The 24680-nt window shown below is 51.5% G+C and carries 12 protein-coding genes; 9 read left to right on the plus strand and 3 right to left on the minus strand.

All coding sequences use genetic code 11. From position 1 onward, the window contains the following. Positions 1-1036 precede the first annotated feature (1036 nt). The 4 genes from sucC to MXE39_RS06610 all read left to right on the plus strand — a co-directional run bounded on the left by sucC (position 1037) and on the right by MXE39_RS06610 (position 9146). Positions 1037-2197, plus strand: coding sequence for an ADP-forming succinate--CoA ligase subunit beta (sucC, locus tag MXE39_RS06595; RefSeq protein ID WP_246977810.1), 1161 nt, complete (start codon positions 1037-1039; stop codon positions 2195-2197). Between the two features lie 31 nt (positions 2198-2228). Further along, complete coding sequence (gene sucD / locus MXE39_RS06600; RefSeq protein ID WP_246977811.1) at positions 2229-3107, plus strand: succinate--CoA ligase subunit alpha; 879 nt, start codon at positions 2229-2231, stop codon at positions 3105-3107. Between the two features lie 1323 nt (positions 3108-4430). Next, positions 4431-4715, plus strand: coding sequence for a hypothetical protein (locus MXE39_RS06605; RefSeq protein ID WP_246977812.1), 285 nt, complete (start codon positions 4431-4433; stop codon positions 4713-4715). 1683 nt (positions 4716-6398) lie between these two features. Further along, positions 6399-9146, plus strand: a complete 2748-nt coding sequence (locus tag MXE39_RS06610) for a hypothetical protein (protein ID WP_246977813.1) — start codon at positions 6399-6401, stop codon at positions 9144-9146. Positions 9147-9302: 156 nt separating this feature from the next. On the opposite strand, the gene MXE39_RS06615 is transcribed toward MXE39_RS06610, so the two are convergent. After that, complete coding sequence (locus tag MXE39_RS06615; RefSeq protein ID WP_246977814.1) at positions 9303-9497, minus strand: hypothetical protein; 195 nt, start codon at positions 9495-9497, stop codon at positions 9303-9305. Positions 9498-9932: 435 nt separating this feature from the next. Between MXE39_RS06615 and MXE39_RS06620 the strand changes: the two genes are divergently transcribed. Both MXE39_RS06620 and eno read left to right on the plus strand, forming a co-directional pair. Continuing rightward, positions 9933-10910 (plus strand): DUF533 domain-containing protein, encoded by a 978-nt coding sequence (locus tag MXE39_RS06620; protein ID WP_246977815.1) that lies wholly within the window; start codon positions 9933-9935, stop codon positions 10908-10910. Positions 10911-12438: 1528 nt separating this feature from the next. Continuing rightward, positions 12439-13734: a phosphopyruvate hydratase gene (gene eno / locus MXE39_RS06625; protein ID WP_246977816.1), complete on the plus strand. Its 1296-nt coding sequence runs from the start codon at positions 12439-12441 to the stop codon at positions 13732-13734. Positions 13735-14031: 297 nt separating this feature from the next. Here the strand turns inward: eno and MXE39_RS06630 are convergent, their stop codons facing one another. After that, entirely contained in the window at positions 14032-14571 is a 540-nt protein-coding gene (locus tag MXE39_RS06630) for a GNAT family N-acetyltransferase (protein WP_246977817.1), read from the minus strand. 433 nt (positions 14572-15004) lie between these two features. After that, positions 15005-20191 (minus strand): type ISP restriction/modification enzyme, encoded by a 5187-nt coding sequence (locus MXE39_RS06635; RefSeq protein ID WP_246977818.1) that lies wholly within the window; start codon positions 20189-20191, stop codon positions 15005-15007. A gap of 735 nt (positions 20192-20926) precedes the next feature. On the opposite strand from MXE39_RS06635, the gene MXE39_RS06640 reads away from it, so the two are divergent. The 3 genes from MXE39_RS06640 to trpD all read left to right on the plus strand — a co-directional run bounded on the left by MXE39_RS06640 (position 20927) and on the right by trpD (position 24678). Next, positions 20927-22738, plus strand: a complete 1812-nt coding sequence (locus MXE39_RS06640) for an anthranilate synthase component I family protein (protein ID WP_246977819.1) — start codon at positions 20927-20929, stop codon at positions 22736-22738. After that, positions 22739-23305 carry an aminodeoxychorismate/anthranilate synthase component II gene (locus tag MXE39_RS06645; protein WP_246977820.1) on the plus strand — a complete coding sequence of 189 codons (567 nt, stop codon included), beginning with the start codon at positions 22739-22741 and terminating at the stop codon, positions 23303-23305. Positions 23306-23640: 335 nt separating this feature from the next. Then, entirely contained in the window at positions 23641-24678 is a 1038-nt protein-coding gene (gene trpD, locus MXE39_RS06650) for an anthranilate phosphoribosyltransferase (RefSeq protein ID WP_246977821.1), read from the plus strand. Positions 24679-24680 lie beyond the last annotated feature (2 nt).

The raw sequence follows: 24680 nt of genomic DNA on the forward strand, positions 1-24680 counted from the left end.
CGCACGACGGGAACGATAAAGCCTCTGGCCTCATGCCGGGAACGATAAAGCCTCTGGCCTCATGCCGGGAACGATAAAGCCTCTGGCCTCATGCCGGGAGCGATAAAGTCTCTGGCTCCTTAGCGTGACTGATAGTCTCAGTCCCTCATACCAGGATTTATGAAGCCTCAGCAGCTCATATTGTCGGCTGAAAATGCGGCCGTTGTTTCCAGTTTTTGCTGGCAGCAACGGCCGCTTTTGTTTGCAGCTGCCGCCTGCTCTCACTGTGATGTCCCTGGCAAAAGACAGCCAGGAAGTGGCTCCTGAGCAGCGGCAAGGCTCAGTGCAGCAGGAGCAGTGTCAGAACGCGGCCAGGTGTTGCTGGTAAGCAGTAGCGCTCAGACCTCTGTGTAAGGTGATTTGGGGCTGGTGTGAGTGGAATAACTGCGTGGAGCTATCCTGGGTATTTGCTGCATACTTTATGCGCAGTGTTGCACTATATCTGTGCTTGGATGGGATGGTAATGCATATCATGCATCAATGCAGTGCATATTGCTCCAATAAGCATATTTTGACTTTATTGCTGACAGGACAAATCGGCGCGCGGAGCCACATGAGTAAATGGCTTGTATATCGCATTTAATTTGCACCCCCTGCATTTATACCAGGACTTTTGGGCGAAAATCGGGGATTTGTTGCCCTTATTTTTGTAAATTTCAGCCTCTATAATGGGGCCACAGCAAAGCCGCTCACACAGACTATAGACTGTGGCTGAACAGAGCCTGACCTGATGGCAGGCTGGCAGCACAATTACTGTTTTTGAAGCTGGTTTTCGGTTTATTCAGACCATAAGGTCTGCAGTCACCTGCAGTTGTATCCCTGCAAACCATATATGGCATGACGCACTTGAAGCTGTGTTAATGCACCCTGTAAGGCCGTAGTAACAATATACGGCTGTGACTGCATCCCGCCGCTAATATTAATTCCAGTGCCCGGGCTCTTGCCTGAGCATCCAGTCAACGCAGTTTTTCTCTGCAAAACTGGGATAAGGTGTCATATGAACTTACACGAGTATCAATCAAAGGAGCTGTTACGCTCTTACGGACTGCCAATTGCTGATTTCCGTATCAGCACCAAAGCCCTTGGTATTGGCAAGTTTGCCTATGAACTGGCCCCGGGCCCATTTGTATGTAAATGTCAGGTCCATGCCGGTGCCCGTGGTAAAGCTGGCGGCGTTGCCGTTGTGAACACCCCGGCTGAAGCAGAGGCTTTTGCCGCCAAGTGGCTCGGTGCCCGACTGGTCACCAGCCAGACTGGTCCTGAGGGCAAGCTGGTTTCCCGTATTCTTATTGAGCGTGCCACTGAGTCAGTACGTGAGCTTTATGTAGGTGCCACCATTGACCGCACCAGCTCCAATCTGACCATTATGGCAGCTGAGGGCGGTGTCTCTATTGAGGAGATGGCTGCCAAGGATGCCACTCACATCCATCGTGTGAACATCGATCTGCTGATGGGCCCTCAGCCTTATCAGGGCCGTGCTCTTGCCTACAAGCTGGGTCTCAAGGGCAAGCAGGTCAACGAATTTGCCAAAATCTTCATGGGTATTGCCCGCGCATTCCTTGACAAGGATCTTTCCCTGGTCGAAATCAATCCGCTGGCTGTAACCACTGATGGTTCTCTGTTATGTCTGGATGCCAAGATAAATATTGACTCCTACTCACTGTACCGTCATCCGGAGTTTCTTGATCTTGATGATCCATCTCAGGAAGATCCGCGTATTGCACGTGCAGTAGCATCCAACTTCTCCTACGTGCCTCTCAATGGCTCCATCGGCTGTCTGGTTAACGGTGCCGGTCTTGCCATGGGTACCATGGACATCATCAAGGCCTGTGGCGGTGAACCTGCCAACTTCCTTGATGTAGGTGGTACCGCCACTAAAGAGCGAGTAATGGAAGCCTTCAAGATCATTCTTGAAGACAAGAATGTAAAGTGCATTCTGGTCAACATTTTCGGTGGTATTGTCCGCTGTGACCTGATTGCCGAAGGTATTCTCGGCGCCGTTCATGAGGTAGGAACTGATGTTCCTGTAGTGGTCCGTCTTGAGGGTAACCACGCTGAAGATGGTGCAACCATTCTTCAGGGCAGCGGCCTGAACATTACTTCAGTTCACGGATTACGTGAAGCCGCCCTTGCAGCAGTACAGAAGGCTGCATGCTGATCCATTGCCGTAGCTAAAAGAAGGTTTTGACATGAGTATTCTCATTAATAAAGATACCAAGATCATCTGTCAGGGTATTACCGGTTCTCAGGGTACAGTTCACTCTGAGCAGTGTCTGGCCTACTGCGGCACCAAGCTCGTAGGCGGCGTAACTCCTGGCCGTGGCGGCTCCAGCCATCTAGGTCTGCCAGTATTCAATACCGTACGTGAAGCCATGGACGTGACCCATGCCACCTGCTCCATGATTTTCGTGCCACCTCCATTTGCAGCTGACTCCATTTTTGAGGCCATTGATGCCGGTATGGAGATTATTATCTGTATTACCGAGGGTATTCCGGTAATCGATATGCTGCGTGTAAAGGCCCGTCTGCGTCAGTCCAACTCCCTGCTCATTGGCCCTAATTGCCCTGGTGTAGTAACTCCTGGTGAGTGCAAGGTAGGCATTATGCCTGGCTCCATTCACAGCAAGGGCAAGGTAGGTATCGTATCCCGCTCCGGTACTCTCACCTATGAGGCCGTAAAGCAGACTACTGATGCCGGTTTCGGCCAGTCTACCTGTGTAGGTATTGGCGGTGACCCTGTTCAGGGTTCCAACTTTGTCGACATGCTCAAGCTCTTTGAGGAGGATCCTCAGACTGAGGCTGTAGTGCTGGTCGGTGAAATCGGCGGTACTTCAGAGCAGGAAGCCGCTGCCTGGATCAAGGAAAACATGACCAAACCTGTGGTCTCCTACATTGCAGGTGCCTCTGCCCCTCCAGGCCAGCGCATGGGCCATGCCGGTGCCCTGATCTCAGGTGTTCAGGGAACTGCCATTGCCAAGCAGCAGGCTCTGCGTGATGCCGGCGTTACTGTAGTTCCTACTGCAGCTGACATTGCTGACGGTCTGCGTGAGGCCACTGGCTGGAATTAATCAAGGTCACCATGTCATCATGGTGCCCGAAGAACAGTCCATATCTGAGCATGGCTCAGATATACTTGAGGAAGGTCTCTGTCCTGCGACAGAGACCTTCTGTCACATCAGGGCGCTGCAAAAGAGCAATCGCCACGCATAAGCCCCTGAGCCATCTCGTCAGTACCAGTTCAGCCCTGCCCCCGGCAGGCAAGGTTAGTCCCCGACATCGCGGTCAACCCGGAGCATGCCAGCTAAGTCCTGGACATCGCGGTCAACCCGGAGCATGCCAGCTAAGTCCTGGACATCGCGGTCAACCCGGAGCATGCCAGCTAAGTCCTGGACATCGCGGTCAGCCCGGAGCAGGCAAGATTAGTCCCGGACATCGCGGTCAGCCCGGAGCAGGCAAGATTAGTCCTGGACATCGCGGTCAACGCAGAGCATGCCTGCTTAGTACCTGACATCACGGTCAACCCTGAGCAGGTAATGGCAATACACTGCAAGTTATTAAGTCCCTGCATGCTATGGCATGCGTCTATAAATGGCAGAAAGAACCAGTTTATTGCGCATTTGAACAGTGAATTGAGCCTGCCGTATCAGTCAGCTGAAATTAGTCTGGGGCGATATCTGCTTAGCAGTTTAGGAAATGACAACGTATGTATGAGATTGCACCAGTGCCTGAATAAATACCATCCTGTTTGTTTTATAAAGTGATTCAAAGGTATATTGTTTTAGTCAGTAAAACTTCATGACTGTAATAGCGTAGGTTTGTGCCGGGTGTTCAACTTAACAAGCATGAGTATTAACCGTTAGACAGATACATATTGGCATAACTCATGACTGTGTCCGAGAATCGTCCAGTCAGAGTTTAATGACAGGGGGAGGGTAATGGTCATCAAATCATGCAGTGGTCGTTCATACAGGAATCACCGGTATGACAGTTCTTTTACGTTAAGTTTCATTACAAAATATTTTGTATCATTTGCAATTGCAGCACTGCTGGCTCTAACTGTTTCAGGATGCTCTGTAAGCGCAGGTGGAATGATTGTGTTTGGGGACGGAATTTATGTAGGTGCATCAGGCGGATCGTCATGATGGCATTTACCAGTTCAGGCGTCTCAAGCAGTCATGGAGCGGATTGATCTTGCTGATGCTCCCTGGCGCTTATGGCACTGCATGGCATTGCATGGCATTGCATGGCATTGCATGGTGTTGCAGGAACTGCTGCGCTCCTGTCCTGAGCCTGTTCCAGGTTTAGTGCAATATACTGCTTAGTACATCATGCTTTGTGCCCGCTATGCTTCAGGGTTATCAGTCTGTTCTCATGATGGTTTGGAGCTTTATATGAGTGAAAGGGTTCGTTATTCTGCCATGGACAGTACCAGTTCTTCAGGCAATAAGCTCAAGAAGCACCTTAAGGTTGTTTCAGCTGTGGCAGTAATCGCAGTTTCAGCTTTTGCATTCACCGGCTGCTCTATAAGTGCCGGAGCCGGTGTAAAAGTCAGTGGCCCTGATGTACGTCCAGGTGGGGGCGGTCCAGCTCATGTGTATGATAAGCATGGCAAGATTCCACCAGGTCACCTCAAAAAAGGCGGCCGTAAGCACTGCCTTCCTGGCCAGTGCCGCTGATGCGCATGGAAGAGGGAGTGCAGGTAACGCTATGAGTCTCCAGTTTAATGTGCATGTAAATGATTTATAAAGTATTATGTTGTGTAGTAAGTCATTTTCTTACTCACTTTATAAGCAAAGGCAGCTTTAGAGCTGCCTTCGCTGTATTTAAGGACAGCATGTGGACATTTATCTGCGATTATCTGTCAGGTGAACCTTTGCAGTGACTGGGAGTATTTTTCCCTGTTCAGGGATGCCGGACTTGATGATGACATGGCCAGGAACAAGGTTGTGAATTACATTTCGAAGCTTAATCAGACGTCTGAAGAATCTTCAGATGATAACGGTGCCATGCGGGAACACTGAAGCGTCTGTATGAAATGGAGAGCGCTTAATACTCCAGCTACGTATGCTTTATAAGCAGCCATGTCTTTGTAAAATATACTTTACAAAGTATTATGATGATGTATATGTAGCTGTCTTAAGATGACGGCTGTGCATGGTAATTGTCTCTGGAGTGATACGACGGTCACAAGGCATGCTGGTATGTGCAGATGGGGCAGGGAAGCAATGGCAGGGTTCGGTGTTGCAAAAGTCGTTTTTGGGGCCGATACCCAGGCTATATTGAGCTGTACTTAAGCTTCAGATCAGGGGCTGATGATTTGCATTTTGGACTGGACGCGCGGCGGGTGTCGGGAGCTTGTATGATCTCTTCAAAATTGTATGTTTTATGGTTCGTTGTCAGTCGATGTATGGAGCAGAATCCCGCATGAGATTACGTTTACATACATGTTGTCTGTTATTAAATTGTCAGAACGTGATGCAGATATACTTTTAGTATATTGATCATGCTGATGCATCTTTTTATCATTTGTTTGTGGGGCGCAACTGCGATAATCGCAATATTGATTTGTTTCTGAGTTTTGACCATCCGCCCGGCCTGCAAACTGTTGTAACTTGCAAGTCACCAAATATGCTCATTGGGGGCTGAAAACAGCTTTAATATGGTGCATATATCTACTGCAAAAGCGATTTTTGGGGGCTTAAGGCGATTATTTGCAGATAATCACCGGGGTTTAGTTTGCGTCGAACATGGGTACATATAAACTGACAGTCGACAGCTGAGTTCGTGTGAGCTTTGTCATACGACCTTAACTGTCTGAGCGTCGACTGAATCACTGCGTACCATCAAGGTTCAGTACACATAAAGCTTCTGCCAGTATTCTGGCAGAGCGGAAATTGGGTAAATGATGCTGCCTTGAGGCAGCCTCAATACAGGGCAGAATCAGCTGTGGTCTATGCTGATCTGATGCAGATACCTGCCTGGGACGGAACCTGGACATGACTTAAGTCAGGTAACATACCTGACAGCAATCATAAGGACACAGTCTGAGGAGTTTTCTTCGGGTTTTCTCCTGCCCTGTGTCAGTTCCGATCTTTTGCTTTAGGAATTTGTTCCCTGCTTAAGGACAGCTGCTCCTGCACCATTATTCAGACAGGCAGTTCAGGTCCTTAAATCTTTCCTTTCGTCTCAGGCCCGGCCGGGTCGGCGAAATGACTTTTTCAGCACTGCCCAGCCTTTAAAGGCTGGCGCCAGCTGTAGTCCAGGTCCTGATGTTTTCAGGATATTCAGTCGAGAAAGAGGGAACAGCGGCATAACCAGCGCTCTGCGCTGACCTTATGCCATGCCAGGAAGTTATTGCTATGGCAGATTCTAATAATATTCAGCAGCCGTTCATTTCTGCACAGGGTGCAGATCACGACCACAACGGCCGCTCCATGTCTGAATTTCTTTCCTCCGCTCCTCTTGCCGCAGGCCTGGTGCGCCTCAGGCATATGCTGGAACTTTCAGGTATAAACGAAAAATCACGCCATCTTCAGGACTGGCGTTATCTGCGTCGTGATCACGAGGCAGATGCGGCTGAAGGTTCATACTCCCTGCATTATGATGTCCCGGCCTCTACTTCATCGTTCATTGCTCAGGCTGTTATTCCAGGTGGCAGCCTGGAAGATGTCATGTACAGCACTGTAGCAACCCGTGAGGTTGACGGGGACCATGTCCACACAGGCAAGAACACTGTCAGCAGCGATGTAGCCACAGCAGGTGCTGCCGGCTGTGCTTCTCATGGCGGTCCGGCTGCTCATGCCGGGTATGCCGCTCATGCTCTGTCCTCTGCTGTCTGTGCACATAGCAGCTGTTTACCTGCTGCAAGCAGGATGCACTCCAGTGCAGGAGCTGTCGTCCCGGGCCAGGAATGCAACAGTGAGGAGCGCCCTGAAGGCAGAATGCTTCGTGCTGCTTCCCGTGAGTACATCAATCCGGTTCAGGCATCCTCTGGAAGCCGTCGCCGTCTCAAGGAAACTGCTGACTTTTTCAAGAACCTGCCTCCATTTCACTCTCTGCGTCCTGATGGCTTTATTACCAGGCAGGCGGCCAGCTCACTGTCTGAAAGTCATACAGCAGTGACTGCATGTCATGAGGGTGATGCAGGTGCAGCTTACGGCGCAGCAGGTGCGTGCGGAGCTGCCGGCGCAGCAGGCGCTGCAAATGCGCCTGGGGCCACGCGCGCTCATCAGGTATGCGTCAGGGTTAAGTCTCCATTATCTTCATCCTTTGAGCACTCTGCCGGACTTCATCAGAAGCTGGCCGCTGCTGACTTTTCAGGTTCTGAACACGATGCCTCTCAAGATGGCGCTGATGAATACTACAGCAATCTCAGTGTGCGTCTTGCCAGTGAGCTGCGTGGTATTGACGCTGCCCGTGCAACTTTCTGTGGTGGTGCCATGCCATCGCCGTGGTATCACTCTGATACCCTGACTGGTAACTCATCAACCAGCCGTGGCAGTCGTGACGGTCACGACTATGCAGCTTCAGTGCGTGCTGCAGCTGTAGTAACCTCGTTTGACAGAGGCGTAGCTTCTCATCGCGATGCCCACATACAGCTGAGCGAGCAGCATGAACGTATTGTCATGGAGTCAATGTCCATGCCATACAGCGAGCCTTTTGCCCGTGATGATGTGCGTTCTTATGGCAGTTTGAGCGATTGTGATGACAGTCCTGGTGCTGCCGGCTCTGATGACGGGCTGCGCAGTCTGATGCGTCATATTCTGGCTGTTTCTGCAGATGATGCAAAGCAAAACACCTCAGCTGACAATGAGCGCTCTTCTCTGGCTGCAGAGCACTGTGTTATGGAAAGCATCTGCGATGTTGAGGAAGTATGTGCAGTAGATGCCAGGACTGTAGATTCAGTCCTTGACCATACTGACTGCTCAGATGCAGGATCAGGGCACACATCATCTGATTCTGCCATGGATCTGTCACATACTGATGAGCTGTCATCTCATGACACAGGCTCTGAAAATGGCGTTCAGGCTCATACAGTTAAATCTGCTGACAGTGAGTCTGAGCTGGTATCGGCTTCAGTAGTCCGCTCAGGCGGCAGTACCGCTACTTCCCTGCTGGGCTCAGCATATGGCTGCAGAAAGAAGAAGGCAGCCCGGGATGCTGAAGCGTCAACTTCAGCCTCAGCAAGCGCAGCTGCAGGCACTGACGGAACAGCAGGCACAGCGGGTAAGTCTGTACATTCATCAGGCAATGAGTCGACCCTTAACGCTGAGGTCATGAACTACAGTCATAACAGCTTCGGTGCAGTTGATTCCATTGCCGATAATGACTCAAGGGCAGCTACTGTCACTGATGCTGACAGTTCAGGTGCTGTCACTGCTGGTGAAAGGTCAGGCGATATCACTGCTAATGCAGACTCTCAAAAGACCGGCTCACGTCGCAAGAGACTGCTCAGAGCATTCTGGAAATCAGGGCGTAAGAACTCTGCTGCAGAGGGCGTAACTGATAACACCTTCTCTGCTACAGATAATTATGCCGGTTCCCAAAGCATATGCGCTCATGATGCCGGGGCAGTTGCAGGTGCACAAGCCGTTGCAGGTACACGATCCGTTGCAGGAGCAGCAGTAGCGGTGGCTGATGCAGCTGCTGTTACTGCAGAACATGACCTTATGGCTGGCCAGTATGAGAGCCTCTCCCCCTGCCATACCCCGCAGTGCGGGGGCAGCCAGGGTAATGCCTCCACAGCTGTAGACAGCAGCGACAATGTTCTGACCTTAAGTGGCAGGGCGGCTCATGGCTCGGCCTTGTCGAGCCTGCTGGGATTTGCTGCAATGGACAGCTTATCGCGTGATCGTATGCTCAACTCAGATGTACTTTCACTGACTACGGCATTAACCCGTGGTCCGGACGAAAGCGCGCCTCTGGGATGCTCCTCACGTACCATTGCCTCTTCAGAGTCTGTTTATACCTCCGGTGCCCACGTTCACATACAGAGTCAAGGGCGCAATGGAGCAGGGCATGGCGCTATGAAAAACTCAGTAAAAGCCCCTTCAGCGCATATGAGAGCCCTTAGCCGCGTTAGAAGAGCTCTTACCCGCAATCGCTGAAGTTCATAACGCCTGCCGCACCGGCATCTGTACATAAAGCAGACGGCGCCGCCGTCAGGCCAATGCAGCACGGTCAGACCAATGCCAGGCTGCGGCCAGGGCGGCTCCGTCAGACCAGTGCCATGCTGCGGCCAGGGCTGCTCCGTCATTCCAGTGCTATGCTGTGGCCAGGGCAGCATCGTCATACCAGTGCCGTGCTGCGGCAAGGGCTGCACCGTCATACCAGTGCGGTGCTGTGGCCAGGGCAGCATCGTCATACCAGTGTCGTGCTGCGGCAAGAGCTGTACCGTCATACCAGTGCGGTGCTGCGGCCCGGGCCGCTCCGTCATACCAGTGGCGTGCTGTGGCCATGGTGCAGCCTTGATGGGTTTAGCTCCAAAGCACTTTTTATTAATTAAGGCAGCCATGGGCTGCCTTAATTATTACTGGCTAAGCGCATCTTTGTTTTGTAAAGCGTTATTGCGTTAAGTTCATGGGCAATGCCTGGCTTTGCAGTGGCTCTGTGCTCATGGTGGCGATGATGATGAGGATGAAACTCTATGCCATTCCTGTCGCATTTGGAACTTTGTCTGGCTCATTTAGGGCCGGGGAGTGGGTATGTGACATGGACAGACTAATTTGCCTGTATGGTCAGGTCACAAATTGGGCATATTGATCATTAATTTTCACATATTGGTGCAGAGTGCCAAAGAATCTGTCTATTGCGTTATATTGGGCCATTGGCAGATTTGGTAGACAGAGCTGCCAGCTTTTTGCCAGGGAACATAGAACAGGAAAGTATCTACTATGCCATCTCAGTCTGACGCCTCCTCAGGCAACATTACCATTGGGGCCCATATCTGTGCCCCGCATGATCGTATAAGGCAGAGCTGTGCCGGCTCGGAAAACGTACCGGCTACCATGTCAGGAACCTTCATGGCCCCTGCAGGTCGCAGCGACGCTCACAGCGAGATCATGCCTGCCCTGAGCGGACGTAATGACCTTAACAGTATGTCTACTGATGGCGAGCAAACCGGCGTAAGTGACGAATTAAGACGCTCTGAACGCAAGGAAAACTCCTACTTTCTTTCAGATGAGCAGATCCTCTCGAGTATGTCCCGTCATGACAGACATGCTCAGACTGCTGCAGTAATGGCTTACGGCATGTTCAAGCAGTGGATGAGAAGAAGATCAGCTGTGCTGCGCCCTGACGGTCTGCTTGAGGAGTGTAATGAGTCTAGCCTCTATGAGACTGTGCTGCAGATCATCGAGACCATGATTTTTGCCATGCGTGCAGATGGTCGCATTGAAACAGACGAGTACAATTCCCTGATTGACTTCTGTCAAACCGTTATTCCACGTCAGCTCTACAGCAATATCAGAGGTGAGATTGACCGTCTGCTGACCATTGATCTCGACCCTTCACTGCTGGCAGCCCGTGTTCGTTATCCTGAAGAAAGCCTGGATATGTACCTGCTCTCAGCCGTAATGCTGCATAACAGTCATTTCCTGGAGCTGGGCTATCTTGAGAATCTGGCTGCCTGTCTGGGTATTGATCCATCACTGCGCCGTAATCTTAATGACAGCGCCAATAAAATCGTGTTCAACTCCCTGCAGGAGGCTGCAGCCCGTCATGAGTCAAGCCGTAATGGTCCAGTGCAGATACCTGTAGATGGCACTCCTTGCGCTCTGGCTGATAAGCATGCCTCGGGTCAGACCGACAGCAGCGTTCAGGAGGGCTGCTGCCTGGCCGATAACGACTCCAGCCCGGCACGTCCTGCCTGATACTCTGCCCTGTCCCCGCCCTGCCCTGCCACAGCTGATAACTTCCTGCCTGTGTACGACCGCCCTGTCAGGCGGCCGCCACGCCTGCGCCAGATCCACCCACTCACCTCCGTCTTTCCCCTTTCTGGCGCCAGGCAACATGACTTTCTGAGTCTTTATCCCTATCTTTATCCGGAGTAAAGCGGTTCTTTTGCTGCATCTGCCAGCGCATTTGCGCGCCATGCGCGCATGCGCACCAGCGGCCCCGCATTATAAGTCCAGCGTCTTTCGTGCGTTTGCATGTGCCGCGCTAAGTGCATGGATCTCCTCACATCATGTCTGCCAGCCGGACAACTTCTCATCCTTTTTGTATGCCGGCAGCTTCTTATCCTGTTTGCCTGCCGGCAGCTTCTTGTCATGTCTGCGAGCCGGACAGCCTCTTGTCCTGTCTGCCAACGGGGGCAACTTCTCATCCTTTTTGTATGCCGGCAGCTACTTATCCTGTCTGTCATGATCCTGCAGGTGGGAGCGTGCTATATGCCTTGTCCAGGCTCTTTTGTCAGCTATTATGGAGCTTATGTGGGGCATGTTTACGAACAAATCCCTTTCCTTTGGTATTGCCCGATCTGTAAAGGTGGGAGTGCACACCGGAAAAAACTGGTCAATCCATATAAGACATAAGCGAAAATATTTCCCATATGAGAAAGTGCCACGAGCTGGGCACTCACAGGGGGCCGGGGCATGCTTTAAGATGTTTCTGACGCAGATCACATATGTTTGTCAGCAAACGCTCATGCATGAATGCACAGTTGACGCGACTTTTTGCCTCCAGTTGCAGGCCGAAAATCAGTGTCCAAAAGTACTTGCATGAGGTGATATTAGCGATATAATGTTTGTCGTGAGCTTTGGCTAACTAAAGTCAGTTATGGACAATTCAAGTTGTTTTCTGATAACTTTGGTCAGCTGATACAAACCTGGCACCGCCAGGCACAGAATCCAGACAGGCCATGCGATACCGGCCTGCTGAGAGTCAGCCATAATCCTGAGGATTAAGACCCCTAACACTTGCTCCTCAATACCATGGATGGCTGAATTTCAGAGTGACTGAATCCTGCAACTGCCGTACAGGCAGGCTCACAACCAGTTTTCTGCTGCGCACCTGTTCCGGCTCATAAGCCGGAGAATGGTCAGGGTAAGTGCCCGGACATGCCGTCCGCTCCCGCCTGCTGACAGGTGTGCACCCATGCGGCCATTTATTTAATGGCCATGCATGCAGTCATCATGATATTTAATCTCTCGCCCTGGTGCTGGCTCCTGTCAGTGTGTGTGGGCAAATGGGAGTGCATGACTGGCTATTTATGCCAGCCGTTGCGTGATGACACACAGATACAGATTAAGCAGTGGCAGTCAGGAACAGTCTCAGACCTGCGCCATTGTATTTATGCCTTTTGCCAGGAAGACGGCTCTCTTTGCCGTTTTCTGAAGTGTCTTTCCCCAGGGAAAGGCCCTGTATAAAGGCTTCAATTTGAGAAACATTAGGAATAAAGACATGAGTGCGATTGTTGATATCAAAGCCCGTGAAATCATTGACAGCCGTGGCAACCCAACCGTTGAGTGTGATGTTTTATTAGACTCCGGCGCTTTTGGTCGTGCCAGCGTTCCATCCGGCGCTTCCACCGGTGTCCGTGAGGCTATCGAGCTGCGTGACGGTGACAAGTCCCGTTATGACGGCAAGGGTGTCTTAAAGGCCGTTGCCAATGTCAACACTGAAATCCGTGAAGCCTTATTAGGTTTAGAGGCCAGCGATCAGGTTTTAATCGACCGTACCATGATCAAGCTCGACGGCACTGACACCAAGGCCCGCCTCGGTGCCAACGCTATCCTGGCTGTTTCCATGGCTGTTGCCAAGGCCTCTGCTGAGGATGCCGGTCTGCCTCTGTACCGCTACCTGGGCGGCTCTGGCAAGATGGAAATGCCAGTTCCAATGATGAACATCATCAACGGTGGCGCTCACGCTAACAACAACCTGGACATCCAGGAGTTCATGATCATCCCTGTTGGCGCTCCATCTCTGGCTGAGGCCGTTCGCATGGGTGCTCAGACCTTCCACGCTCTGCGCAAGATCATCAATGCCAAGGGCATGACCACTGCTGTAGGTGATGAGGGCGGCTTCGCTCCTTCCATCGACTCCCACGAGGAGGCCATTGAGCTCATTATGGAAGCCATCAAGGCTGCCAACTACGAGCCAGGCAAGGACATCTGCATCGGTCTGGACTGCGCTTCTTCCGAGTTCTACAACGCCGAGAAGAACGAGTACCAGCTCACCAAGCAGGGCAAGACCTACACCATCGATCAGTGGATCGACGTTCTTGAGTCATGGGTTGACAAGTACCCACTCATCTCCATCGAAGACGGTGCTGCTGAAGGCGACTGGGACGGCTGGAAGAAGCTGACCGACCGTCTGGGCAAGAAGTGCCAGCTGGTAGGTGACGACCTGTTCGTAACCAACCCTGCCATCCTCAAGGAGGGTATCGAGAAGGGTGTTGCTAACGCCATCTTAATCAAGGTAAACCAGATCGGTACCTTAACCGAGACCTTCGAGGCCATTGAGATGGCCAAGCGTGCCGGCTACACCGCCATCGTTTCCCACCGCTCCGGTGAGACCGAGGATGCCACCATCGCTGACATCTCCGTTGGTACCAATGCAGGTCAGATCAAGACCGGTTCCATGTCCCGTTCTGACCGTCTGGCCAAGTACAATCAGTTAATCCGTATTGAGGAAGAGCTCGAGGGTACCACCAACTATGGCGGTAAGAACTCTTTCTACTCCATCAACTTAAAGTAATCTGAGGCAGGTATATCCTGCACCTCCCCGGCAGGGTGCCATGCTGGCCATAAGGCTGCATGGCGCTGCCGGGACTGACAGAACACACTGTTTCAGATAATACTGTCTCAGTGAACACTGTCCTCAGTTCAGTGCCATTGACCATTAAATGGCACAAAAAAATGGCTGCCTCAGGGCAGCCATTTTGGTTTGAGCAACGGTAAATTTTCATCCTCTCCAGGCCACAGCAGGCTTAGGGCATCGCTGCGCTGCCAGGCCGGGAGGCATCGGGCATTGCTGCGCTGTCGGGCCGGGAGGCTACTTAAGCTCGAAGTCGCAGTCGACGCGGAATACTGTGTGGTTCATGTCGACACCACGGTAATGAATTATCTTGGTGCCCACCGGTTTCATGCCGTTGCGCTCGGCAAGGCGCTCTGATGAGGTATTGCCCTCACGGATAATGGAGTACATGGAGGTAAAGCCCAGCAGCTTAAAGCCATACTCTCTGCAGGCACGGGCAGCCTCAAAGGCATAGCCCTGATGCCACCATTTGTGAGCCAGCAGATAACCAATTTCAGGAACTACCGAGTTTTCATATTCCTGCATGGTTATACCGCAAAGACCTATCATTTCATTACTGTCTTTGAGCCACATTCCCCACTGGCCAAAGCCCCACTCATCGTAATGCCTGATCTGACGGTCCATCCATTCGTGCATCATGGGGTCGCTTAAGGCACCTTCATAGGCATACATTACGCTGTCGTCCTGCACAATTCGGGAAAGCAGGGGCATATCGCCTGGTCTGAGGCGACACAGAAGAAGACGGGACGTCTCTAATATAACTTTTCTGCTGGCCAAGTTTCCTCCTTACTGTCTGAACAGGCGGGGCCGGGAGACAGTCCGGCATTAAACCATTACAGTCCGCATCGGCCGCTCACTGCTCACTCCCCCAAAGGGCCTAACCTGCAGGCCGGAGTCCTACAGCCTCGGGAAAACCCTTAACCCACAGCCACGGGAAACAGCCCAAAGGCAAGGCATCCTTAAGATGCGGGCCAGCGCTCAGGGCTCATAATGGCAAATTCCCGGAATGACAGGCAGCAGCGGCTCATATGCCCTATCATAACCGTAAATGCTGCCATTTCAATATTATTTCTCACAGCTTTGAGACAGGTGGCGCATTCAAATGGCATGGCAAGACCATGTGGCCTGCCATGCCACTGCCATAGCAGTGACCGCTGCCCTGGCCGGAGTTGCCTGCTCTCTGCTGGAGTGCCTCCAGCCCATAAAGCAGCTACTGATCGAGCTTGTTGATGGCCAGCTTTGGCAGAGCCCTGACTGTCTTTACTGTCTCCAGAGAGACAGTTATTACACGCAGAATGAGCTTGAGAATGTACTGCTCATCGCCTGTTGAAGCCGCATAATCGTTGAAGTCGTTAATGATGCCGCTGTCCTTGTCAACCTTGACGCAGCAGCGCTCAACAACCCAGTCTAGCGCAGAGACTCCAGCCACCTTATAGTCATGTGCTTCTAAAGGTATGTTGCTGACATTAATGGAGTTGTTGTAGACGATCATGCTGCGGTCCTTGCCCGCATCACCAGTCTTGCCTTTGACCTTACCATAGGCCATCTTGTTGACCCTGAAGTCCCCACTGCCAATACCCGTAAGCTCACAGCCTTTATATGGCTCAACTGACTCGTAGTTGACGTGCAGATCAGCAAGCCTGCGGCCGGCCTGCTCAAAGGCAGAGAAATCCTCATAGGTTGCTACGCGCGGAATACGTGGCAGCTCTTTCATCAGGTTATTGGCGTAGGTAGTGCGGTACTCCTCACTGTGAAGTATGCCGTAGATATAGTAGAACACGGCATCAGCATCAATCTCAGAGGCATGCTCAGGGTAAGCAGCCCTGAAGTGCTCCACAGCCTCAGCATTGATGCCATCAGTACGCACATAACCATGCTCATCAGCATCACGACCTGCAATCTCGTCTATGAGCCCGCCCTCAGGTGCCCTGGTGTAGACATAGCGTGGAAGTGCCTGAGAGCCGAACTTATGAATATTAATATCAGGAATCTCATTGACCATAAGGCAGCTGAAAGCTTTGCCTTGAGCTGTTAAGATTGTAATACAAAGGTTTTCAGCCCCGTTGTATGGGAATAGCCTGTGTACTTGATATGGCTGATCAATCCACTCATTACAGTTATACAGGTACTGTTTGAAGAAAGGCCTGTACACACTGGAAACAATGCTTGCCGAGTCAAAATCAGACACTCGCTGTCTTTTATCAAGCCTTTGAAGTAGAGAGCGGTTCCATTTTATCTGTGCCTCGTCGTACTTAGCTTCTGCTGGGCCATTTGCAACCAGATGCTTATTATAGAAACTGATACAGCGGTTGAAACTATCGCTTAATGAATCACAGGACGAGTTGTAGGACCATGCAGCACGAGCTGTATTGATGCCCAAACTTAAGATATTGAAACAAGCAATACCGCTGTTTTTCTTGCCATCAACAGTAATGAACTTACCAAAGTCATCCCGACGCTGATTAAACCAGTCGTTGTGCTCATCCGGAACAATCTCTGAGAGCTCAGCATTGACCACTGACTTGGTTGAGGCCAGCTGCAGCAGCTTTTCCTCACGTGACATGTAGTCATCAACACAGGCAAAGTGAACTCTACCTGAGCCTTGTAAGGCGGGGTTCTTTACCAGGATAGTGATGGCAATAGGGGCACGGCTGCCAATAGCAAAAATGTTATCGCCCTCTTTTCTGCGTTGCTCTCCTGCGGTTCTGGCATTGCCTTTAAGATGGTAAATGTAAATGGAGCTGAACTCCTGCTGCAGGCACTTGCGCATGCCATTGGCGGCTGATGCATCCATCCAGCCGGCATTGGTTACAAAGGCCACAATGCCCTGTTCTCCTATGCGATCAGTGGCCCAGCGGAATGCCTTAATGTAGCTGTCATACATGCTCTTGGAGCTTGAGACTTTACCACCTTCTTTTACGTATGTCTCCTGAATGCGGGTATCTACGCCTTTTTCACCAAGGTAGCGCTCATTCTGATTGTCGTCATTGGCGCTGGTCTGGCCAATAGAGTATGGAGGGTTGCCGATGATGACGCGGATTGGCAGCTTGTCTACCTGCTGGCGACGGGCTGTGTTCTGGGCAATGGTGCTGGCCATCAGCGGGTTTACCTGCTCGTCGTGCAGGGCAAAGGTGTCGGTAAGTACGGTGATGTTGTTTGGCTGGTATGGCATACCCTCCACCAGGTCATGGAAGACTGATTCCATGTTGATGGAGGCAACATAGTAGGCCAGCGGCATGAGCTCAAAGGCATGCAGGTCATGGTAATACTTGTTGGCCAGAGCATTACGCGGAATAATGTCGTCGGACTGCATCAGACGGGTTATGAAGGTACCGGTTCCAGTGAACGGATCAAGGACGTGTACGCCGTCGTTGGCCAGAGTCTGATTGAACTCCTTTTTGAGGATGTCATTGACTGAGTGGTTGATGAAATCGACCACCTCAACAGGCGTATAGACGATGCCCAGCTTTTCCTGCTGCTTAGGGAAGGCTACTTTGAAGAAGCGGTCAAAGAGGTCTACTACCACTGACTGACGCTCAGCCAGAGTCCTGACGTTCTGCATACGGAACTCAAGGCCGTCATAGAAGTTCTTAAGCTCGACACTGGCGTCCTGAAGTCCCTTGCTGTCCAGCTTCATAAGCATATCGGACAGCGCGCGGGCTACAGGGTTGTGATCGGCAAAAGGATAGCCCGGGAAGAGCTTGTCCAGAATTGGTTTGATGACCACGTGCTGGGCAAGCATCTCAATGACCTCTTCAGCATCCAGTACATTAGCCTCTTCCTCACTGACAGCCTTGCCATTGATGGATGACGACAGGTGTATACGGAAGTCTTCAAACTCCTTGCGTACAGCGGCATTGGACGAGTCATTGAGGGTGTTGTTGATGATTTCAACCTGCTTCTTACAGATCTCAGCTACATCATCGGCCCAGTCCTCCCACTCTCGGCGGTTACCGAGCTTGCGGACAATAGATGACTTGATACGCTGCTCATACTCAATAAGATCAATAAGCCCTGGCTTCGTTACAGGTTCATCGGGCTCAGAGTTGCTTTTAGATGAGTTTCTGGATGATTTAACTGTCTCAGCCTTTGCAGCCAGGGCCTTGTCGTCAATGCAGACGACTTCGATGCGCTCGTCGATTTTTTCAAGGTTGCCATCTACGATCACATGGTTAGGGTTGATGGCCTTGAGGGCGCGCAGCACCTGCCAGACGACAGCGAACTGGTCTGTACGGTTGATAACGGAGTCAATTTCCTCGTCTGCGCTGGCCACAACAGGAATGATTACGTAACCGCGCTTCTTGCCCGGAGCACGACGCATGACACGGCCTACGGTCTGAACCACATCTACCTGAGACTTTCTTGGTGACAGGAAGATTACGGCATCAAGTGCTGGAACATCTACACCCTCGCTCAGGCAGCGTACATTGAAGAGAATCTTGCAGTGCTCATTCTCCGGTTCTTCACGCAGCCACTGCAGCAGTGCACCTTTCTCCAGAGCATTCATAGAGCCGTCAATATGTCTGCAGTCACAGTGCAGATCATGGCTCATGATGTATTTGTATTCACTGTTGGCTACCGGATCCTCAGGCTTTGGTCCTTCCTTGATAACATGATTTCGATATTCGTTGACTACAGTCTCAAAGGTGTCAGTAAAAGCTTTTGATGAGACCTTGTCGAGCTTCTTATCGGGATTGATCACCTGAGCAAAGCCTACAGCGCGACGCATAGGCAGGTGGTCACCGACCAGCTGGTCTGAGGTGCCGTACTTGTTTAGAGCTTTCCATGCACCAACAATACGGGCCGCATTGTTGTCCGAAAGATGGCTTATGCTTTCTGCTGTACGGGCAAAACGGGAATCAGCCACCAGAATTACTACTTTGTAATCCACAAGGCAGCCCAGACTGACAGCCTTATCAAAGTTAAGAGAGTGCAACACCGGTCCAAAGACATCTACATCGTCCATGGAATACAGCACAGCCTCACCAGTCTCCTTCTGCTTTTTGGCGGCATCTCCATAGATCTTTGGTGTGGCTGTCATGTACAGGCGCTTTTTGGCATGCACGTATTCATTATTATGGATACGTGTAAAGACAGCCTCCTCTTCATCAATAAAGTCCAGCTTTGACTTACGAGACTTGCTCTTGACAGGCTTGTCACCGGACGAAGCTGACTCCTGTGCAGCAACAGGCTCAGATGTTGAGCCAGTCCTGTAATCATCTCCCTGCTCAATAATCTCAAGAATTCTGCTGAGCTCTGCAGCCTCGGCTGCAGCTGCAGCAGCGCGCTCTTTGGCATCGTCCTTAACCAGATAGCCGCCAGCGGTGCGGTGAGCCTCGTCGCAGATAACAAGGTCAAATGGCTGCATGCCGTGACTGTTCTGGGCAACAGCAATGACATCAATGGACTGGTAGGTGGAAAAGATCACGGTCATACCAGACTGTTCAGTACGACTGCTCAGAGCATTGTTAATCTGTTTTGCCAGGGAGACAGCATCTGTGGTGGCTGGATAGTTGAGCTCATTGGCGGTCGTGAGATTATCAACATCACCTGCCTTGTTCTTCTTGCCTATAGTGCTGTCAGAGCACACGGCAAAAGCCTTCATAGGCCTGGCGCTTTGCTGCTTCCAGTCTGAAAGAGTCTGGGAAAGGAGGGACAGTGAGGGAACCAGGAAAAGGACAAAGCCGTTTTCTCCGGTCTGCTTTTCAGCGATCTTCAGTGAGGTAAAGGTCTTACCGGTACCACAGGCCATGATGAGCTTGCCGCGATCGTTTGTTTTCAGACCTTCGATAACGTCTTTGAGAGCATCCTGCTGGTATGGTCTTAAGGTGCGCCTGTTGATTACTACCTTGCCAGTCTTCTGATAAACAGCCCAGTCAATAACGGAGTTAGCCAGAGCCTCACGAGCTACAATCTCAACCGGAATAAACTGTTTTTCCAGCTCTTTTTTCAGGTTTGCTGACCAGTTGCTGTTGGTCGCAAAGACATAGCGGCACTTGCACCAGCCTGTAGTTGATGCTGCAAGGAAGGAATCCAGTTCTGCTTTTGGCACTACTGCATCTTCAGCATAGAACTTACACTGGATGGCGCTGTAGGTTACCTGACCCTGCTCGCCGGGAGCAGCATCGGTTGCCACAAGGTCAATACCTATATCATTGGCATCATAATCGTACTCTGGATGAGCTTTGGTCCACTGAGCCCAGGTCTGAACCTCGGTGAATAAATCCTTATAGGTTGGTTCATTGCGCAGGTAATCAAGAATCAGATTCTCAAATCTTGTGCCCTTATCGCGCGGATCGGTAGATATTTGATCTATCCATTCAAGCAGATCGTAGAAAGCCTGGATGTTATCCGGCTCCTTAGCCTCTGCTTTGTCCATGGTCTCGTTTATGCTCATCTACAGTTCCTCACTGGTATGTTTGCGGGATTGGTACTTAATTCTAGCAAAGGAAATTGCCGTATTTGACCGCATAAACGGTAATTGCAATGCTGTGGCGATATTTCAGGGCAAGGCAGTGGAAAGACAGTTTTTAAAAATCATCAGGTAACGCATTTAAATGGTGCATTGCTGTGAATCTTTTTGGTACTGCTGCTGCCGGCATAATTGAGATGCCAGGCGGCGACAATGGCCTGTGGGCACATGTTTTACCATGTTCAGTCCCTTTATTGGGCATTTTTTCCATAACAGGCATCTTTGCTTTGACTGCATGATAATGGTGCAATTTTTCGCCGAAAAATACTTTGCAAGTGCCATATGATGGCGCGTGCTACTATGTTTAGCTGTCAGCTGAGACCGTTGATTGCGTGTCCATCAGCCCCGCCGTTGCGCTGCTTGTGGTCTGCAAAAGCAGATCAGCTGCGTACGCTGTCCTTGATTTTCCTTTCTTTGCCCGACGTGCTGAGTTGGCCTTAACTGTGACTCTCCGTCGGACCTCTGAAAAACTGCCTTACCCATCCTTTTGCGGCCATGTCACAGCGGTCCGCAGCTATCAGGTCGCCCTGAACGCTGCACTGCCTCATGATGGCGGATGCCCCCCGTTTTATGCTGGCAGAAGCGGAGGGTGATGGCGGTATGTTCCATGTTTGTCTGATTTATTATTGTTTCACTTTTCCTTTCATAAGGTCTGTTTAAATGAGAGTATTGCCGGATCTGGACGAAGTCCTGAAGATCGCGCAGCAGGGTGAGTATAAGGCTCTGCCTCTGTCCTGCGAGATTCTTTCGGACATCTGTACCCCCATCGAGGCGCTCAGGACTTTAAAAGCCCGTTCGTCTCACTGTTTTATCCTCGAATCTGTTGCTGGCAAGGAAAAGTGGGGACGCTGGACATTCCTGGGCTTTGATCCTCTTGCCGCCATATCACTGCGCGATGGCGTCATGCGCATAGGGGACAGTGAATTTACTACCGACGACCCTGACAGCCATATCAGAAAACTGCTTGCACAATACAAAAGCCCGCGTTTTGACTGGCTGCCTGCCTTTACCGGAGGTCTGGTAGGTTACTTTGCCTACGATTATTTCAACTACGCCGAGCCGGCCGCACGCGTAGCTGTCGATCATGAGGAGTGCTTTAATGACCTTGACCTCATGCTCTTTGACAAGGTCATTGCCTTTGACAACTTCCGTCAGAAGATTGTGCTCATTGCCAATATTACTCTGAGCTCCTCACAGACCGATGTCGCAGCCCGCTACTCACGCGCCGTCGCAGGACTCAAAGAGCTGGCAGATATGCTGCGCTCTATCTCCCATGGCGGTGCCCGTAACTGTGCAGCTCATGGTGCCGGTCAGAGCGAAAGTGGCTTAAGCGCGGTCAGCCGCATGGCAGGTACTGCCTTTGGTTTGTTCCCGCCACCTGCACCGGCCGCCAGCAGCGCAGCTGGCCGCAGCAATGATGGCTGCCACAACGGTGCCTGCGGCAGCGGAGCCGCCGGAAGCGGATCTGCCGGAAGAGGCGGCATGGTCCGCAACATTGCCGATGATATTGCAGAGGCCACCATGAGCAATTCCACAGATCGAGGCATTGCTGGTGGTGATACCGCACAAGGGACTGTGGCCAGGGCCGGGGCCGATGCGGCCAGCTGCCATGGTGAGGGCGGGCGTCTGCTCAGTGATTTCAGAGCACTGTTCAATAAGGAGCAGTTCTGCTCCATGGTGGAAAAAGCCCGCAAGTACATTTACGAGGGCGATATCTTCCAGGTAGTGTTATCCAATCGACTGGATGCTGATTTTGAGGGCTCCCTGTTCAATACCTACCGTGTGTTGCGTACTACCAATCCTTCGCCTTACATGTTCTATTTTTCCGGCACCGATGTTGAGGTAGCCGGCGCTTCGCCTGAGACTCTGGTGCGTCTTGATAATGGTGTGGTGCACACTTTTCCTCTTGCTGGTACCCGTCCACGTGGTGCCACTGAACAGGAGGATCTGGCGCTGGAGCGTGAGCTGCTCAGCGATGAAAAGGAGATTGCCGAGCACAATATGCTGGTAGATCTGGGGCGCAATGATCTTGGACGTATCTGCAGCTTTGGCACAGTGGAGGTGGAAAAGCTCCACAGCATTGAGCGCTACTCTCATGTCATGCATATAGGCTCGACAGTACGCGGTCAGATCCGTCCTGAGTGCGATGCTCTGGATGCCATTTCGTCTGTGCTTCCGGCTGGTACTCTTTCTGGTGCACCAAAAATCAGAGCCTGTCAGATCATAGGTGAGCTTGAGAACAATCAGCGCGGTATTTACGGCGGCGCCATAGGCTATATCGATTTTTCGGGCAATATGGATACCTGCATTGCCATACGTCTTGCCTACCGCAAGAACGGACGTGTCTTTGTCCGTTCAGGAGCCGGCATTGTGGCTGATTCCGTGGCAGAAAAAGAGCATCAGGAGTGCATCAACAAGGCTCAGGCCGTAGTTAACGCTCTGAAAATGGCTCAGGACATGGAGGAGCTCTAGATGATTTTGCTTATTGATAATTACGACTCCTTCTCCTACAACCTCTATCAGCTCACAGGTGAGATTAATCCTGATATCAAAGTGATACGTAACGACGAGCTTACTGTAGAGCAGATAGCCGAACTCAGACCTGAGCGCATCATCATTTCACCAGGACCAGGCCGTCCTGAGGATGCCGGCATCATTATGCAGGTGCCAAAAGCGCTTGGCGCATCGATACCGGTGCTAGGAGTATGCCTTGGTCATCAGGCAATCTGCGCTGCATTTGGCGCCACTGTGACCTATGCCCGTCAGCTCATGCATGGAAAGCAATCTGAGGTCAGCTTCTACACCAGCTGTCCGCTGTTTAAGGACGTGCCGGAGCGTGCGCCTGTGGCCCGCTACCATTCGCTGGCAGTTGACCCTGATACTCTGCCTCCTGAACTCAAGGTGACAGCTGTTACTGATTCAGGTGAGGTCATGGCCATTGCCCACAGTTCACTTCCTGTTTTTGGTGTGCAGTTCCATCCTGAATCCATCATGACTCCTGATGGCAGCACCATGCTTAAGAATTTCCTAACGCTCTAGCGTAACAATTACCCGTCCACTTCCTGCCCGCCTGGCCGGCAGGCTGGCAATGCCCTGGTATGAGTACATGCCGCGTCCGGGCGTTCAGACGGCTTGACGACCTGACATCCTGACGACCTGACGGCCGGACGATCTGACGGCCTGGCGGCCGGACTGTGCAGGCCGGACCGGTCATAGCAAGGCCAGTCCTGGCCATGCATTAACGCCAGTTCAGTGCCTTGCGTGCTCTTATGGGGCGCAGGTGCTGCCATTGACGGAGTTGTCATGCGGTGGTGGCAGTGCTTTTTGTGGACAGCCACTGATGCAGGGGACGGGAGACAGGATTAGACAGAAAAATGATTAAAGAAGCTATTGTAAAAATCGTCAGCAAGCAGGATCTGACTTTTGATGAGGCCTACACAGTCATGAATGAAATCATGTCAGGTCAGACCTCACCTACCCAGAATGCAGCTTTCCTTGCAGCTCTTTCTACCAAGAGTGCCCGAGCTGAAACCACTCAGGAAATTGCCGGCTGCGCCGCAGCCATGCGCGCTCATGCCACCAGGGTGGAAACACCTTTTGATGTCTTTGAGATTGTAGGTACCGGTGGCGATAATGCCAACTCTTTCAATATCTCAACCACTACTGCTCTGATTGCTGCGGCTGGCGGCCTGAAAGTAGCCAAGCACGGTAATCGTGCAGCATCATCCCTTTGTGGAACAGCTGACTGCCTTGAGGCTCTGGGCGTTAATATTGATCTCAGCCCTGAGGACTGTGTGGAGCTGCTCGACAAGGTGGGAATGTGTTTTTTCTTTGCGCAGAAATACCATTCATCCATGAAGCATGTGGGCGCCATTCGCAAGGAACTGGGCTTTCGTACCGTATTTAACATTCTGGGCCCACTGACCAATCCAGCCAGTCCTAAAATCCAGCTCCTTGGCGTTTATGACGAGTACCTGGTTGAGCCTCTGGCAAAGGTGCTCATGGATCTGGGTATCAGGAGAGGCATGGTGGTTTACGGTCAGGACCGTCTTGACGAGATTTCACTTAGTGCCCCTACTACAGTGTGCGAGTTCAAGGACGGCTGGTATAAGACCTATGTCATCAGGCCTGAGGATTTTGGTATGGAACGCTGTACCAAAGATGATTTGCGCGGCGGTACTCCTGAGGTTAATGCCGGCATTACCCGCTCCATTCTCAACGGATCACTGAGCGGTCACAAGCGCAATGTAGTGCTGCTAAATGCAGGTGCTTCACTTTACCTTGGTGGTGCCGCCCTGACCTTTGCCGAGGGCATTGAGCTGGCAGCCAGCCTTATTGATAATGGCAAAGCTGTTGAGACTCTGGAAAGTCTCATTGAGCACTCCAACCGCCTTAAGAACAGGGAGCAGTGATT

The sequence above is a fragment of the Anaerobiospirillum sp. NML120511 genome (assembly GCF_023050955.1).
In the GTDB taxonomy this organism is placed as follows: Bacteria; Pseudomonadota; Gammaproteobacteria; order Enterobacterales; family Succinivibrionaceae; genus Anaerobiospirillum.

Bases quoted from the DNA above. Each gene is read 5' to 3' on its own strand.
- MXE39_RS06640 (WP_246977819.1), top strand. From the start codon at position 20,927: ATGAGAGTATTGCCGGATCTGGACGAAGTCCTGAAGATCGCGCAGCAG.
- MXE39_RS06620 (WP_246977815.1), top strand. From the start codon at position 9,933: ATGCCATCTCAGTCTGACGCCTCCTCAGGCAACATTACCATTGGGGCC.
- MXE39_RS06645 (WP_246977820.1), top strand. From the start codon at position 22,739: ATGATTTTGCTTATTGATAATTACGACTCCTTCTCCTACAACCTCTAT.
- MXE39_RS06605 (WP_246977812.1), top strand. From the start codon at position 4,431: ATGAGTGAAAGGGTTCGTTATTCTGCCATGGACAGTACCAGTTCTTCA.
- MXE39_RS06610 (WP_246977813.1), top strand. From the start codon at position 6,399: ATGGCAGATTCTAATAATATTCAGCAGCCGTTCATTTCTGCACAGGGT.
- trpD (WP_246977821.1), top strand. From the start codon at position 23,641: ATGATTAAAGAAGCTATTGTAAAAATCGTCAGCAAGCAGGATCTGACT.
- sucD (WP_246977811.1), top strand. From the start codon at position 2,229: ATGAGTATTCTCATTAATAAAGATACCAAGATCATCTGTCAGGGTATT.
- sucC (WP_246977810.1), top strand. From the start codon at position 1,037: ATGAACTTACACGAGTATCAATCAAAGGAGCTGTTACGCTCTTACGGA.
- MXE39_RS06635 (WP_246977818.1), bottom strand. From the start codon at position 20,191: ATGAGCATAAACGAGACCATGGACAAAGCAGAGGCTAAGGAGCCGGAT.
- MXE39_RS06615 (WP_246977814.1), bottom strand. From the start codon at position 9,497: ATGGCCACAGCACGCCACTGGTATGACGGAGCGGCCCGGGCCGCAGCA.
- eno (WP_246977816.1), top strand. From the start codon at position 12,439: ATGAGTGCGATTGTTGATATCAAAGCCCGTGAAATCATTGACAGCCGT.